General features: G+C 70.5%; 11 protein-coding genes. 6 read left to right on the forward strand and 5 right to left on the reverse strand.

The features are described from left to right. The first annotated feature begins 100 nt into the window (after nt 1–100). The 3 genes from PV963_RS29790 to PV963_RS29800 all read left to right on the forward strand — a co-directional run bounded on the left by PV963_RS29790 (nt 101) and on the right by PV963_RS29800 (nt 4276). Nucleotides 101–3130 (forward strand): AfsR/SARP family transcriptional regulator, encoded by a 3030-nt coding sequence (locus PV963_RS29790; protein ID WP_274819076.1) that lies wholly within the window; start codon nt 101–103, stop codon nt 3128–3130. Between the two features lie 125 nt (nt 3131–3255). Further along, entirely contained in the window at nt 3256–3429 is a 174-nt protein-coding gene (locus PV963_RS29795; protein WP_274819078.1) for a hypothetical protein, read from the forward strand. Nucleotides 3430–3562: 133 nt separating this feature from the next. Next, the gene (locus tag PV963_RS29800; RefSeq protein WP_274819079.1) at nt 3563–4276 is read left to right on the forward strand and encodes a response regulator; all 714 of its coding nucleotides are present in this window, start codon (nt 3563–3565) and stop codon (nt 4274–4276) included. 4 nt (nt 4277–4280) lie between these two features. Here the strand turns inward: PV963_RS29800 and PV963_RS29805 are convergent, their stop codons facing one another. From PV963_RS29805 to lysX, 5 genes are read right to left on the reverse strand one after another with little or no spacing between them, the layout of a single operon-like run. Next, nucleotides 4281–5354, reverse strand: coding sequence for an acyl-CoA dehydrogenase family protein (locus PV963_RS29805; protein WP_274819081.1), 1074 nt, complete (start codon nt 5352–5354; stop codon nt 4281–4283). A 1-nt stretch (nt 5355) separates the two neighbouring features. Continuing rightward, a complete protein-coding gene (locus PV963_RS29810; RefSeq protein ID WP_274819083.1) occupies nt 5356–6510 on the reverse strand; it encodes an acyl-CoA dehydrogenase family protein in 1155 nt (384 codons plus the stop codon). Between the two features lie 10 nt (nt 6511–6520). Further along, the gene (locus tag PV963_RS29815; RefSeq protein ID WP_274822153.1) at nt 6521–10612 is read right to left on the reverse strand and encodes a non-ribosomal peptide synthetase; all 4092 of its coding nucleotides are present in this window, start codon (nt 10610–10612) and stop codon (nt 6521–6523) included. 5 nt (nt 10613–10617) lie between these two features. After that, nucleotides 10618–11742: a M20/M25/M40 family metallo-hydrolase gene (locus PV963_RS29820; protein ID WP_274819084.1), complete on the reverse strand. Its 1125-nt coding sequence runs from the start codon at nt 11740–11742 to the stop codon at nt 10618–10620. Then, nucleotides 11739–12617: a lysine biosynthesis protein LysX gene (lysX, locus tag PV963_RS29825; RefSeq protein ID WP_274819086.1), complete on the reverse strand. Its 879-nt coding sequence runs from the start codon at nt 12615–12617 to the stop codon at nt 11739–11741. The genes PV963_RS29820 and lysX overlap by 4 nt, the downstream gene beginning before the upstream one ends. A gap of 250 nt (nt 12618–12867) precedes the next feature. Here lysX and PV963_RS29830 point away from each other — a divergent pair, with 250 nt between their 5' ends. The 3 genes from PV963_RS29830 (at nt 12868) to PV963_RS29840 (ending at nt 15374) form a co-directional block, all read left to right on the forward strand. Further along, complete coding sequence (locus PV963_RS29830; RefSeq protein WP_274819088.1) at nt 12868–13599, forward strand: sulfotransferase family protein; 732 nt, start codon at nt 12868–12870, stop codon at nt 13597–13599. 124 nt (nt 13600–13723) lie between these two features. Beyond that, on the forward strand, nt 13724–14320 hold the full coding sequence (locus PV963_RS29835; RefSeq protein ID WP_274819090.1) for a hypothetical protein: 597 nt from the start codon (nt 13724–13726) through the stop codon (nt 14318–14320). Nucleotide 14321: 1 nt separating this feature from the next. Further along, nucleotides 14322–15374 (forward strand): BtrH N-terminal domain-containing protein, encoded by a 1053-nt coding sequence (locus PV963_RS29840; RefSeq protein ID WP_274819091.1) that lies wholly within the window; start codon nt 14322–14324, stop codon nt 15372–15374. The last annotated feature ends 11 nt before the right edge of the window (nt 15375–15385 follow it).

Genomic DNA, 15385 nt, shown 5'->3' on the forward strand with positions numbered 1-15385 from the left:
CGGGACGCGGGATCGAGCATGCTTGGTGCATGTGCTCCGAGAGATGATCTACTCTCGCGGCGACGTGTGTCCCATCTCATCGCTGACGGGGGAGGGTAAGGTGCGGGCCGCGACATCGAAACACATTCAAGACGAAACCAGTTCCGGACTGGAATTCGCCGTTCTCGGATCTCTGGAAGTCCGCAACGGCAGCGAACCCGTATCGGTCAACGGGGCTCTGCAACGGCGCGTTCTCGTGATGCTGCTCCTGGAGGCCGGGCGCGTCGTGCCCGTCTCCCGTCTGGTGGCGGCCGCATGGAACGAAGAACCACCGGACAGCGCCGAGCACCAGGTGCGCAAGACGGTTGCCAAACTGCGCAGCCGCATTCCGCACGGCCCCGACATCATCGTGACCGACGGGCCCGGATACCGCGCGGTCGTCGACACCGACCAACTCGACCTGCTGCGCCACCAGAAGCTGTTGAGGCAGGCCAGGGAATCACTCGACGCGGGGGAGCCGGAGCGGGCCGCCGCACAATTGCGTGAGGCGCTGGCGCTGTGGCGAGGGCCGGTGCTGTCCGGTTCCGGCGGCCGTGTGGTCGACGCCGCCTCGACGGCTCTGGAGGAGCAGCGGCTCAGCGCTGCCGAGCAGCTCTACGATCTGTGCATCGACGCGGGCGAGGCCGCCGAGATCACGGGTGAGCTGCGTGTCCTCGTCGACGAGCATCCGCTGCGCGAGACGCTGCGCAGCCGGCTGATGCTCGCCCTCTACCACTCCGGCCAGCAAGCCGCCGCCCTCGACGAGTTCGCCCGTGCCCGAGGTCACCTCGCGGACGAACTGGGCATAGACCCCGGCACGGAGCTGACCGGACTGCACGAACGCATCCTGCGCCAGGACCCGTCGCTCACTCGTCCGGAACGCTCCGCGTCCCGTGTCCCGCACCAGGTGACCGAGGCTCCGTACGCGCTGCCGTTCGACGTGCCCGACTTCTCGGGCCGCAGCTCCGAGCTGAAGTGGGTCTGCGACACGGCCAGGTGTGCCCAGGCCGGGGCACCGACGGTCCTGGCCCTCGACGGCATGGGCGGCGGCGGCAAGACGGCCCTGGCCATCCGCGCCGCCCACGAACTGGCCGAGCAGTATCCGGACGGCAGTCTCTTCATCGACCTGCACGGCTTCACACCGGGCCAGACGCCGCTCAGCGCGTTCCACGCACAAGGAGACCTGCTCGCCGCCGCCGGCATCCCCAGCGACGAGATACCCACGGTGCCGGCGGGACGTGCCGCGCGGTGGCAGTCCTACATGCGGGGCCGTCGCATGCTGCTGGTCCTGGACAACGCCGCCGCGTCCGAGCAGGTGCGGGCGCTGATCCCCGCCTCCTGCGACAGTCTGGTACTGATCACCAGCCGCCCGCGGCTGACCGGACTGGACGGAGCCGAGTGGCTCTCCGTCGGCGCCCTTCCGGAGCAGGACAGCCACCAGATCCTGCGGAACACCCTCGGTGCCGAACGCGTCGAGAAGGAGCCGGACGCGGCCCGTGAGCTGCTGCGGCTGTGCGGAGGTCTCCCGCTGGCGGTCAGGATCGCCGCCGCCCGGCTGGCGAACCGTCCGCACTGGACCGTCCAGCGACTCGTCGAACGGCTGCGGGACCACGACCGGCGCCTGGACGAACTCACCAGCGAGGGCAGGGGGGTCGCTGGCGCGCTGCTGCTGTCGTACCAGTCCATGCCCGACGACCAGCGAACGGCCTTCCGGCTTCTGGGCCACCACCCCGGACGCTATCTGGACGCCGAAGAAGCCGCCGCGCTGTTGGACACCGATGTCCTGACGGCCGAGGACGTGCTGGAAGAACTCGTCGACGTACGGCTGTTGGAGGCCAGGGAACCGGGGGTGTACGCCCTGCACGACCTGGTGCGCAGCTTCGTGCAACGGGTCGCGCAGGGGCAGCAGGCGCCGGAGGACGGACAAGCGGTGCGGCGACTGCTGGATCACTACCTGAACACGGCGGAACGCGCGTGCGACACGCTGTTTCCCGGACGGCGCCGCTTCTCGGACCGCGACGAAGGAGGCCGGGCACGCGAGGAGTTCGACCACAAGGACAAGGCGCTCCAGTGGCTCGACCAGCACCGCGACAGTCTGCTGGCGGCGGTGGACGCCGCGTATCACGGAGGGCTGCTCTGGCACGCCGCGCGGCTGCCGCGTGAGCTGGGCTTCCACTCCAGCATCCGCGGCTACGACGCCAGCGCGAACGCGGCGCTGGAGAAAGGTGTCAGCGCGTCGCGACAGCTCGGGGACCAGCCGTTGACCCGGCTGAACCTGATGAATCTGGCCATGGGCAAGTGGCGGCTGGGGCAGTTGCGCGACGCGGTCGCCCGGCTGGAGGAAGCCGTGGCCCTGTCCCGGCGGATGGAGGACGTGCACAGCGAGGCGGAGTGCCGGGCCCGGCTGGGACAGGCGTGCAACAGCATGGGAGAGCTGGAGCGCGCGCTGCACCTGTGCCAGGAGGCCAACGAACGTGCGCAGGAGCTCGGCTTCACCCGGCTCGACGGCTCGTCGCTGAGCACGCTGAGCCTGATCCAGGTGCGGCTCGGGCGGTTCGAGGAGGCGGCTCAGTCGGGGGAGCGGGCGGTGGCCATCTTCGACTCGATCCAGGAGGTACAGCTCTCCGTGGACGCGCTGAGCAATCTCTCCCAGGCGACCGAGGGCCTGGGCCGCTTCAAGGAGGCGCTCGCTTGGGCCGACGCGGCGCTGGAACGGTGCCAGCGCATGAGCATGCCCTCCGTGTTGCCGCTCGTGCTCGCCCGCAGAGCCGACGTGCTGGTGCGTATGGGCGAGCTGGAGGAGGCGGCGGACAGCGCAGGCCACGCACTCGCCAAGGCCACCAGGAGCACCGACGACATCCACCGTGCCACCGTGCACCTCTCGGTGGGGCGCGTGCGGTACGCGCAGGGGGACCTGGACACGGCGAAGGCTCAGCAGCTTCTGGCCCACGAGATCGCCTGCCGTATGGAGTTGCGCTACGACGAGGCGTGCGCGCTGTGGGGCCTTGCCCGTACCGCCGAGGCCCAGGGACACCCGCAGACGGCCCGGCGGCACCGCTCGGCGGCGGACAACCTCTTCTCCCTCATGAAAGTGCCGGAGACCGCACGGTGAGTCCTGCGTGCCGGGCGGCCCGCGACGCGGGGATCGGGCGGGTGTCCAGAGGGGAACGGGCCGGGAAGGCGAATCGGGAGCATCAGCGGAGTCGAAAAGGCCTCCCTTTCCAAAGGAGCTCACTCATGCGCGTCATCCCCATCGCCGCCTCCGTCATCGCTCTCGGGGCTTTTCTGGGGGGACTCACTGCCTCCTTTGACGCCGACGCGCCGGAGAGGGTCCAGCAGCGCACCGTCGCCTCCGCCCCTTCGACGGACGTGGTCGTTCCCGGGCTGCGTGACAACAACGGCAACGGCTGAGCAGGTGGGCCGCAACCGCTGGTCGCGGCCCGCTCAGTAGGTGACTTCCGGGGCGAGCCTCGCGATTTCCGCGCGCCGCGATCCGGTTCGGGACAGCGAGGCTGCTGCCCAATTCTTATCGAGGGGGAACACAATGACCATTCGAGTGCTCATCTGTGACCAGCTGCCCGTTATCGCGGACGGTCTTAAGACCCTCCTCGACGCGGTGCCGGACATCGACGTGATCGGCACCACGCACAACGGTATGGAAGCCATCGTTCTCGTGCGCACCACGCGGCCCGATGTCGTGGTCACGGATCTGAACCTCCAGACCATCTCCGGCCTTGAGATGATCCGCAGGCTCGGCAAGGAGGACGAGCCGCCCAACGTCGTCGTGTTCACCGCGTCCGACGCCGACAAGACGGTGAGCGACGTGCTGCATGCCGGCGCGAGCTGCCTGCTCGGCAAGGACGCGAGCCCGCAGGAGCTGATCACCGCGATCCAGGCGGCAGCCGCCGGGCAGACCATGCTCGCGCCGAACATCGCGCAGCGCCTGGTCACTTGGTTCCGTGCGCAGCCGGAGCCCCAGGAGTCCGCGATGTGCCCGGAGGTGACCGAGCTGACCCCGCGGGAACGGGAAGTGACCCGGATGGTGGCGCAGGGCATGTCCACCGAGGAGGTGGCCCGCGAACTGATCATCGGCGAGGCCACGGTCCGTACCCATCTCTACCGCGTGCGCACCAAGCTCGGCGTCCGCGACCGCGCCGAGCTCGTGTCACTGGCCTACCGGACCGGGCTCATCCACTCGGCCGGACAGCCCCTCGGCGACGAGAGGGTCCTGTCGCCGGTGGGCCTGCGCGCGAGTTGACCTCCTACGTCCGAGCCGTCGCCGCGACCGGAAGCTCCGTGCCGGCCGCGGCGCGCCGGGCCGTTCGCAAGCGGTCGGCGCCGACCATCCGCCACAGCGCGGCGGGATCGCCGTACCGGGCGGACTCGGCCGCGGCCAGTCGGAAGTACCGGTGCAGGCCCAGTTCCGCCGTCATCGCGCGAACCCCGCAGCTCTGCATGCTCAGCCGCACCACGTCGCGCGCGGTCTCGGCGGCCATCGCCAGCGCCATGACCGGCGCGGTGCCGACGGCGTCCGGCTCGGAGTCGACCAGCCAGGCCCCCCGGTACACCGCCGCCCTGGTCGCGCGCAACGCCACCATCGCTCGCGCCAACGGGAACGAGACCGCGGGCAGATCACGCAGCCTGGTGCCGAACTGCCGCCGGAAACCGGCGTATCCCACCGCGATCTGGTGCGCGCCGTCGGCGATGCCCAGCAGGTAGGCAGCCTGTCGCAGCCGCGCACGCGCGAGGGGGCCGGTGGGCGAGTCGTCCAGAGTCCCGACCACGTCCGCCGCGGTGACCGGCGTGGCATCGAACCGGACGACCGGCGGCCAGCACGCGCTCTCCGTGATGCGGCCGGTCGCCCCGCGCTCCACCGCGACGAGCACCGACTCGCCGCCTGTCCTGGTGGCCACCAGAAGCGTCCCGGCGTTCACGTCGTCGACCGTGGCCGCGCCGGTCAGCTCCCAGCCACCGGCTCGCGCGGTCGCGGTGACCCCACTGCCGACCGGCAGCGCTTCCAGTCCGGCCAGTGCCGCGCCCGCCGGGGCGCCCATGCCGGCCGCCATCGCGTCGGCCCGGTAGGAGTTTCCGCGTGCCGCGCGGCCGAGCTCCTCGCTGACCAGCACCCCGGCCGTCAGGCCCAGGTCCAGGCCGCCGACGGAGGCCGGCCGTTCGAAGTCGGACGCGCCCAGTTCGTCGAGCACCGTCCGGGTGGGTCCGAAGGCTCCGTCGGCCACCGGCGCGCCGTGCAGCTCCATCCGGGCGGGGACGCCGGCAAGGCCCGTACGCAACGCCTTGCGCAGCTCGATGACGAGCGGATCGGGGGTGAGGTCCATGTCAGTGCTCTTCCTGTCCGATGGAGTCGAACGCGGCGGCCATGATCTGGAGCATCACCTCGGAGGTCCCTGCCGACAGCGTGAGCCCCGGCGCCTCTCGGTAGGCGGAGTCCAGGGTCACAGCCGCCCTGGTGCGGTTCGCCCGCTGCTCGGGGCCGGGGATGTCGGCGGCCCACGCCGCGACGCTCTGGGCGAGTTCGCTGCTGTGGTACTTGGCGACGGCGGTCGAGACCTGATCGACCTGGTCCGACGCAAGGCCGGTGAGCACCTCCCAGGCGAGGACGTGGTCGGCCGTCAGCGCGCCGTGCCAGCGGCCGATCTGCTCGAGGTGGGCGTCGTGCGGGGAGTGCGGGTCGCAGTCGATGAGTGCGTCCAGCGCGGCATCGAGCCAGTGCTCCGCCTTGAGGTAGTAGTCAAGACCGGTGCGTTCGATGGCCAGTGCCTCGTTGAGCAGCGGCCACCCCTCGTCGCGCGGACCGAGGAGGTCGCCGCCCGACACCGGAACCGAGTCGAGGTCCACCCGGTGGAAGTGCTCGTCGCCGACGCCGGGTATCAGCGACACCGTCACACCAGGTGCGCCCATGTCGACCAGGAACAGACTGATTCCCTGGTACTTCCCGGCACTCGGCGTCGTACGGGCCGCGCACAGTCCGAGGTCGACGAACCGTGTCTTGAGGCTGAACACCTTCGTGCCGGTGATGCGGTAGCCGTCACCGTCCGGTTCGGCCACGGCCCGCAGTGCACCGAGATCCGATCCCGCGTCCGGTTCGGTGTAGAGCACCGAGGCGAAACTCTCACCGCGGGCCAGTGCGGGCAGGTACCGCCGCTTCTGCTCGTCGCTGCCCGCCATCAGCAGGAACTGGCCGACGATCTGGATGGTGTTGACGTGCAGGGTGTCCGGCACTCCCGCGCGCACCAGTTCCTCGGCGACGATCGCGGCATCGGTGAGCGGACGCCCTTGTCCGCCGAACTCGGCGGGCCAGTGCACGGCGAGCAGTCCCAGCTCTCCGAGCAGGCGGTAGAGCGGGCGCGCGTCCGGCTCGACACCGTCCGCGCCCGTGGCCTGTGCCGCCGCGGCACGCACCTCGGCGGAGCGCAGCGTCGTGCGCACGCCCGCCCGGAACCGCTGTTGTTCCTCGGTGAATCCGAACCGCATGTACGTCTCCTCAAGACGCGAGCGTCTCTTCGATCGCTGCGACGACCCGGCTCAGCGCCGGTTCTGTGAACAGGGTGTAGTGGTCGCCGGGCACGCTTTCGGCCCGGAACGGACCCGTGCACACCGTCCGCCACTGCTCTTCCATGGCGATGTGCGGCGAGGCGGTGAGCACGGTGACCGGTCCGCCGTACGGGCCCGGTGGCCGGTACTCCTGCATCGACAGGGCGGAGGACCGGAAGGTCTCGAAGCGGGAGGTCAACTCCTGCTCGGTGAGCTCCAGTTCGACGCCGAGACCGGTCAGTGTCTCCCTGACGTCGGCCACGCCGGCGGCCGGGTCGTCAAGGACCGCGCGCACCGCCTGGCCGTCGCGTCCCGTCAGCCTGGCGACGTCGTGCACGAACCGCTGCCGCACCGTCGGCTCGTCGAGTGGGACGGTGTCCTCGTCGTAGGCGGCGTCCAGCAGAACGACCGGCGGCCGTTCTCCGGTCTTCTGCTCGATCTGCCGGGCGACCTCGAAGGCGAGCACACCGCCGTAGGACCAGCCGGCCAGGCAACACGACGTCGGCAGGCCGCTCTCGATCAGGGCCTGCGCGATCCTGGCGGCGGTCGCTGCCATCGCGTCCCGCGGGGCCACGGCGGCGTCCCGTGGATCGGCGGCGAAACCGGCCACACCGATGTCCTCGCGCAGTGCCCTGGCCAACGGTATGTAGCAGAACAGCTCACCGCCTGACGGGTGCAGCAGGATCACCTGCGCCGGGCCCGACGAACGCATCACCACCGGTGCCCGGTCCCCACCCGGCGCGGCAGTCCGGGCGGGGTCCTGCCCGGACAGGCTCGCCAGCGCGTCGAGCGGATCGTCGTCATCGCGCTGTGCGGCGCGGACGGTGTCGATGGTGGCGGCCAGGTGTGCGACGGTGGGCGAGACGAAGAAGTCGCCGAGGGCGATCTCCACCCCGAACCTGCGGTTGATCGCCGACATCAGCTGAACGGCCTGGAGGCTGTTGCCGCCCGCCAGGAAGAAGTCGTCGCGCACGCCGAGCCGGTCGTCGCGCAGCAGGGGAGCGAGCACGTCGCGCAGCAGCCGCCGTTCCGTCGCGGTGAGCGACTCGTCGCTGTACCCCTCGCCCGCACGGCTCAGGTCCGGCGCGGGCAGCCGGCGCCAGTCGACCTTGCCGCTGCTGGTGAGCGGCAGCTCGTCGAGGACCACGAAGTACGCCGGGATCATGTACGACGGCAGGAGCGTGCCCAGATGCTCGCGCACCGCCGGCACCTGCTGTTCGGTGACCCCGGTCAGATAGCCGACGAGGTGCTTGTCCCCGTTGTCGTCGGTCCACGCCTGTACGCTGACCGGACCGATTCCGTCGAAGCCGGTCAACGCCGACTCCACCTCGCCCAGTTCGATCCGCAGTCCGCGGATCTTGACCTGCTGGTCGATCCGGCCGAGGAAGACAAGCCGTCCGTCGGCCAGTCGCTTCACCAGGTCTCCGGTCCGGTACAGCCGTCCACCGGGCGCGGTGCCGAACGGGTCGGTGATGAACTTCTCCGCGGTCAGCTCCTCCCGGTTGAGGTAGCCGCGCGCCAGCCCGCCACCGCCGATCACCAGTTCACCCGGCACACCGACCGGCACCTGGCGCAGGTCGCGGTCCAGCACGTGCGCCACGTGGTTGGCCATGGGCAGGCCGATCGGCGGCGAGGCGTCCCAGGTGCCGGGACACTCCTCCACGATCATCGTCACCGTGCACTCGGTCGGCCCGTAGCCGTTGAACAGCCGCCTGCCCGGGTTCCACCGGTTCACCAGCTCACCGCTGAACGCCTCGCCGCCGACGAACGCGATCCGCAGGTCGGTGAACTTCTCGGGCGCCAGCAGCGGCATGACGGTCGGGGGCAGGTCGATCACGGTGATGCCGGCCTGTTCCATCAGCGCCTGGAGCCGGTCGATGGACAGCCGTTCGTCGTCGGTCGCCAGGCACAGGCGCGCTCCGGTCAGCAGCGCCGAGAACGTCTCGAACACGGAGACGTCGAAGGTCACCGAAGCGAACCCGAGCACCCGGTCGGCCGGTGTCAGGTCGAACAGGTCCCGCGTGGAGTCGATGAAGTTGACCACGCCGCGGTGTTCGAGCAGCACACCCTTCGGCTTGCCGGTGCTGCCGGAGGTGTAGATGACGTACGCGACGTCGCCGGGCTTCGCCGCGAGCGGCGGATTGTGGCCGGGCATAGTCGCCAGTTCCCCGCGGACGTCGTCCAGCGTCACGACGGGCGCGTCGACCTCGCTCACGGTCTTGCCGGCCTCGGCGTGTGCGATCACCGCGCGCACACCCGCGTCGGCGGCGATCTCCGCGACCCGCGCGGGGGGATGCGCCGTGTCGAGCGGCACATAGGCCGCGCCGGTCTTCAGCACCGCGAGGATCGCGGTCGTCAGATCCAGGTTCCTGCGCAGACACAGGCCGACCCGCGTGCCCGGCTCGACGCCGCGCTCGCGCAGCAGTGCGGCGAGCCGGTTCGCACGGGCGTTGAGTTCGGCGTAGCTGGTCTCGACGCCGGAGACGACGACCGCCACGCTGTCCGGGGACTCCTCGACGCGCGCCTCGAACTCCTGAACGACGGTGGACTCGCGTATCGGGCGCATCGGTCCCTTGCCGACCTCGGCCAGGAACTCCTTGTCCGCCGGGCTCAGCACCTCGGCGGCGGACAACGGAGCGTCGGGGGCCGCCGTCAAGGTGGTGAGCAGTCCGTCGTAGTGCCGGGCGAACCTGGCGATGCTCTCGGCGTCGAACAGGTCGGTGTTGAACTCGATGGCGAGGCGTGCGTCGGCGCCGGGAGCCGCCTGCTCCGTCAGGTTCCAGCTCATGTCGAACCGGGAGGTGCCGGTCCGGACGGCCTCCTGTGAGGTGGCGATGCCGGGCAGGCCGGTCGTGGTGGCCGCGTTCTCCACGCCGAACACGATCTGGAAGATCGGTGAGCGTGAGGGGTCGACGACCGGATCCACCGCGTCGACCAGCTTGTCGAACGGCAGCCCGCCCTGCTCGCAGGCCTCGGACGACACACGCCTGACCCGCTGCACCAACTCGCGGAAGGTCGGGTCGCCGGAGACGTCCGCGCGCAGCACCCGCATGTCGCTGAAGAGCCCGATCACCGATGACACGGCGTCGTGCCCCCGGTTCGCATCCGGCGAGCCGATCACCAGGTCGTCCAGGCCGCAGTAGCGGTGCAGCAGGGTGAAGAACGCGGCAACGAGGACGTCGAACGGGCTCGCGCCCTCCTTCCGGGCCAGTTCCCCCGCCCGCTTCAGGCCCTGGTGCCCGACGGTGAAGCTGCCGCTCCCGCCTGCGAAGGTCCGTGTGTCACCACGGGGCCGGTCGGTCGGGAACTCCAGCACCTCGACGCCCGCCAGCTTGTCCCGCCAGTACGCGGCCAGCCTGTCCAGGTCGCCGCCGCGCAGTCGCCGGCGTTGCCACACCGTGTAGTCCGGGTACTGCACGGGAAGGTCGGGCAGCCGCGGTGCGTCGCCGTCGCGCAGCGACCGGTAGCACTCGGCGAGTTCACGGATCAGCACGTTGCGCGACCAGGCGTCGCACACGACGTGGGGTACGTCGAGCAGGAAGAGATGGTCGTCCGGCGCCACCCTGACCAGCGCCGCGCGCCACACCGGCGTCCTGGTCAGGTCGAACGGTGCCGCGCTCCGCCTCTCCACCAGGGCCCGCGCGGCGGCGAGCCGCTGCTCGTGGTCGTCGCCTTCGGCCTCGATCAGCGGCAGCTCGATGGGGACCTCGGGCACGACCACCTGCATCGGGCCGCCCTCGCGCTCCACGATCACGGTCCGCAGCGCGTCGTGCCGGGCCACGACCGCGGCCAGCGCCGAGCGCAACACGTGCGCGTCCAGATCGCCCCGCAGGCGCAGGCACAGCGGCATCCCGGCGACAGCACCGTCCGGCGCCGGGCGGTCGAGGAACCTCAGGCTCTCCTGCGCGTGCGACAGCGGTACCGGCCCCGTGTCACCGCGCGGCGTCGGGCCTCGCCTCGCCGCGGCGTGTGCCTGCTCCCTCAGCCGCGCGAGGAACCGCGCGCGGCGCTCCGCGGGCAGCGCGGCCAGGCGCTGGGTCATGTCGGTCACCTCAGACTCCTTACGGGCTGCGGAGCGTCGATCACCCGCTCGTCCGAGCGCACGGGCAGGTGTGCCAACTCCGAGATGGCGATGGTCAGCACGTCGATGCCACGCATGTAGTCCGACAGCACGATGTGCTCGTCGTCGGCGTGATCGAGACTGCTGTCGCCCGGGCCGTAGGTCGCCATCGGGATGTCCCAGACCTCGGCGAGGGTGTTCATGTCCGAGGTCGCCGTCTTCACCACCAGCCGTGGCCGGGCGTGCAGTTGCCGGATACCGGACACCAGCGCGCGCACCGCCGGGTCGGCCCGGCCCACCCGGCAGGCCGCCACCGAGTTCAGCACTTCGAGGTCGCCGGCCGGCAGCCTCTCACGCAGCCCGCGCACCAGCTCGTCGACGTCGAACCCCGGTGGGATGCGGACGCTGAGGTCCGCCGTCGCCGTCGTCAGATCGGCGTTGAGCTGGCACAAAGTCGCGCCCGGCTGGTCGAACACGCCATGGCTCGCGTCCGGCCCGAGCAGATCGACCAGCGCGTCCCAGCAGGCGACGGCCAGTTCGGACGCCTTCGGTGCCGGGTTGCTCGGGTGCGTGGCAGGACACTTGACGGTGTAGCGCAGGTCGAGCTTGCCCTTGTAACCGAGCACGACGCTCGACCAGCCGCTCGGTTCGCCGATGATCAGCGCGTCCGGCCGGTCATGGGTGGCTCGGATCGCCATCGCCCCACGGGAGCGCGGAGTCTCCTCCTCGACGACGCCGATCACCACGATCCGGCCGGGGAAGTCCACCGCGCCTGCCGCGGCACAGATCATCGCCGCGAGCGGTCCCTTGGCGTCCACCGCGCCGCGGCCGTAGAGCTTGCCGTCCTCGGAGCGGACCGGGAACTGGCCCGAGACGGTGTCCATGTGCCCCAGCAGCATCAGGGTCGGGCCCACGCCGCGCTCGATCACGCCGATCACATTGCCCACGCCGTCGATGTGCGCCTGATAGCCCAGGTCCGCCATCGCTTCGGCCAAGTAGTCGGCCAGCGCACGCTCTTGGTAGGAGGAGGAGGGGATCTCCAGCATCTTGCGCAGCAGTCCGGCGGCGTACGTCTCGGTGACGTTGCCCGACGAAGTGAACGCCCAGTTCATCGTTGCGCTCGTTCCAGTAGATGGTCGACGATGTGGTCCGCGACATCGACCCGGTCGCCGAGTGCGGATTGGAAACCGGTGAACTCGACCCGGTGATTGACCTCCAGGACCAGCAGCCGGCCGTCGCGGTCCTCGATCAGATCGACACCGGCGATGTCGGCGCCGACGGCGGCGGCCGCGTCCAGGGAGAGCTTGGTGATCTCCGGCGTCACCTCGCACGGCCGGGTCTGCCCGCCGAGCGCCACATTGGTACGCAGGGACTCGCCGGTCCGGTAGACGGCGCCCAGCACCTGACCACCGACCACGATCACCCTGATGTCCCGGTCGGGCTTGTCGATCAGCTCCTGCACATACCCGAGGTGCGACTGCGGGCCGGGCAGCGCGGCGGCGTACTCGAGCACACCTTCCGCACTGGCGCGGTCGGGCAGTTGAACCACCAGCCGGCCCCACGAGCCGACCAGCGGTTTGATCAGCGCCGGGTAGCCGATGGAGTCCAGGGCGGCCAGCGCGGCCTGCGGAGTGAGGGCGAGCGCGGTGCGCGGTGTCGGCACCCAGGCCGCCTCCAAGGCCATGGTGGTGCGCCACTTGTCGCCGCACACCTCGGTCGCGTCCGCGCTGTTGACCACTTCGACTCCCGCCGCGGTGAGACAGCGGGCCGCGTACGCCGCGCGGAACTGGCCGATCTCCCGGTTCAGCGCGAGACTCCAGGGCAGGTCACGCTGACCGGCGAGGAACCATTGCCGACGGGTGTCGACGTGGTCGAAGGGGACACCGCGCCGGTCGAATGCGTCGAACAGCCTTTTCTCGTCCGCACCGACCCGGCTGGCGAGTATGGCGATCCTGCAGTCACCTGGGCGCTCTGGTGTCGCTGACACGTGACCTCCGTATGAGAAGCACTGATTGGCCGGACGGCATAACCGGCCTGCCGCGTGAAAAAGAAACTACGAGCATGCCGGCACCGTGCGCGTCCGCGACAAGTTCATGCCCGGGGACGCATCGTGTTGACTTTCATCCCCGGTGACTGCGAAGCCTGCTTACCCGTCCCCGGCGGCCGCTGTGTCACTCTTGACCGGATTCGAATAACCGCCACAAGAGTTCACTGTCGCCCAAGAAGAGGGGGAAATCGTGGGACACACATCGGAGCGGATACCGGTGCTCGCTTTGTGGAGCGCGCCGCGCTGCCGCTCCACCGCGTTCGCGCGGATGATGACGGAGCGCGACGACCGCGTCGTCGTGCACGAGCCGTTCTCCCGGGTGGTCGACTTCGGTGAGGTGGAGGTCGGCGACCGGGTCGCGCACACCGAGCAGGACGTGCTCGCGGCGCTGCGTGCCATCGCGGCGCACAAGCCGGTGTTCTTCAAGGACACCACGGACTTCCACTACCCGGCGCTGCTCGCCGACGAGGCCTTCCTCTCGGCCGCGACGCACACCTTCATCATCCGCGACCCGGCCGAGGCCATCGCCTCGCACCACGCGCTCAACCCGGACCTCGGCCGCGACGAGATCGGCTTCGCCCGGTTGCACGAGATCTTCACCGCCGTACAGGCCGCCACCGGCACCACGCCGGTCGTGATCGACTCCGACGACCTGCTCGACCGGCCGGCCGAGACCGTGCGGGCGTACTGCGCGGCGGTGGGCATCCCCTTCGTTCCGGACGCGCTGAGCTGGAAGCCGGGCATGCGGTCGGAATGGCAGTCGACCAGCAAGTGGCACAAGTCGACCAGTGAGACCACCGGCTTCACGCGGAGCAAGAGCGGCGGAGCCGAGGCGGTCGCGGCGGACCCGGTGCTGCGGGCCTACCGCGACTACCACCTGCCGTACTACGAGAAGCTGCGCGCCGTCGCGCTCCAGCCGTGAAGCCGTGACCGGTCGGCCGGAATAGTCGCCAGGATTACCCGGCGCATACCCCGGTAATCGCGGGACGGACGAACAGCGCGATCCAGCGGTCTAGGTTTGAAATGCAAAACTGCGCTTCAGTGAGGTGGATCACTTGACGGGCATTTCGGTGTCCTCCGCCAGAACCCGGCTGTGCGATCCGGTCGACATATCCGGCCATCGCAACAACACGGCCATCTCCGCGGCGACGGAGACCAAGGCGGGGGCCTTCAATGTATGGGGAAACTCGTTTGCGGCCGAATACCTGCCCGAAGGCAAGAGCCTCGTCCACGTGGACGGTGTTCCCTTCGAGTTTCCTCCGGTCTGCGACGGACCGGACAATGTCCGCTGTGCCGGACAGTTCATCCGCGTCCCCGAGGGCCGCTACGACTGGATCCATGTCCTGGCGGCGTCCGAACGGCGCTGCGAGGAGACCGTCGAGCTGAACTTCGCCGACGGCTCGGTCGACGCGGAACCGCTGCGGATCTCCGACTTCTGGTCGGCGCCCGCGTGGTTCGGTGAGGTCAAGGCGTTCGAGAGCCTCGTCATGCACTACCCGCACCACGTGCAACGAGGCGTTCCGGCGGTGATGTGGGCGCAGCGCGTGCCGGTCACCCGGCGCGCCGGCCTGACCGGCATCCTGCTGCCCCGCAACGTCGCGGTGCATGTCTTCGCGGTCACCCTCCAGCGGACGGAGCCCTGACATGACCGTCGACGTGACGGCACGGACGTACATGATCACCGGACCGGAACCCGAGTGGTGGTACCGCGACCTCGTCAGCTGCCTTCAGTCCACGTTCGGTTCACTCCTGATACGGGAGGGCGCCGACCCGCTGTCCGTGCTCGGCGCGGGCTGGCGGTTCCTGCACCTGCCGGGCGACGTCAGGTCCGAGGAGTTCTACTACCCCTGCCCCCCGGACGAGTCCGGCGGCGCAGACCTCGGTGCCGCGCTGGCCCCGCACCACGCGCTGCGCGCGCGCTGGTGGCAGCCCGCCGACGAGGACGACGTGTGGCGGGAGGTGCGCGAGACGCTGGCCGACGACCGGCTCGTCATCGCCGCCGTGGACAACTACCACCTGCCGTTCCGGCCCGCGTACGGGGACGTGCACGCCGCGCACCTCGTGGTGGTCTACGGCCTGGACGAGACCCGCGGGGTGGTCTACGTCTCGGACGCGATGCCGCCCGCCTTCCGCGGTGCCGTCCCGATCGAGGAGTTCCTGCGGAGCTGGGGTTCGGCGAACCCGACCGACGTCCAGGACGCGTTCTTCAGCGACGCACGGATCGGCAGACGCTGTCTCGACGTCCGCCTCGACGCCCCGCCCGCGCCCCTGACGCCCGAACTGCTCGGCGGCTTCCTGCGCACCGACGTCGACGGCTTCACCACGGCCGGCTCGGCCCGTACCGGTCTCGCCGGATACGACGAGTTCGCCGCGGAACTCCTCGACCGGTGCCGGGCCTCGGACGCCGGCGCGCTGCGCGAGCTGTATCCGTTCGGCTGGGGCATGCAGGCGCAGGCGTCACTCCACGGTGAACTGCTGCGCCGCTGCGGCCGCCAGTGGGACGATCCGGCGCTCGCCGGAGCGGGACGCGCGGTCGAGGCCGTCGCGCACGCGTGGACCGGACTGCGGTTCACCGGTGCGCACGGGCTCGAGGACCCGCGCGCGGTCGCACCCGACATCGCGCACCACGCGACGCTGCTGCGCGGCGCGTACGCGCGTGCGGTGGACGCCGTCGGCGCGGCGGCGGCGCGGCTGTGACCGCGCAGGCA

Origin of the sequence: Streptomyces coeruleorubidus, from assembly GCF_028885415.1 — a bacterium.
Classification (GTDB): Bacteria; Actinomycetota; Actinomycetes; order Streptomycetales; family Streptomycetaceae; genus Streptomyces; species Streptomyces coeruleorubidus_A.

Bases quoted from the DNA above. Each gene is read 5' to 3' on its own strand.
- PV963_RS29795 (WP_274819078.1), top strand. From the start codon at position 3,256: ATGCGCGTCATCCCCATCGCCGCCTCCGTCATCGCTCTCGGGGCTTTT.
- PV963_RS29810 (WP_274819083.1), bottom strand. From the start codon at position 6,510: ATGCGGTTCGGATTCACCGAGGAACAACAGCGGTTCCGGGCGGGCGTG.
- PV963_RS29800 (WP_274819079.1), top strand. From the start codon at position 3,563: ATGACCATTCGAGTGCTCATCTGTGACCAGCTGCCCGTTATCGCGGAC.
- PV963_RS29820 (WP_274819084.1), bottom strand. From the start codon at position 11,742: ATGAACTGGGCGTTCACTTCGTCGGGCAACGTCACCGAGACGTACGCC.
- PV963_RS29805 (WP_274819081.1), bottom strand. From the start codon at position 5,354: ATGGACCTCACCCCCGATCCGCTCGTCATCGAGCTGCGCAAGGCGTTG.
- PV963_RS29840 (WP_274819091.1), top strand. From the start codon at position 14,322: ATGACCGTCGACGTGACGGCACGGACGTACATGATCACCGGACCGGAA.
- PV963_RS29815 (WP_274822153.1), bottom strand. From the start codon at position 10,612: ATGACCCAGCGCCTGGCCGCGCTGCCCGCGGAGCGCCGCGCGCGGTTC.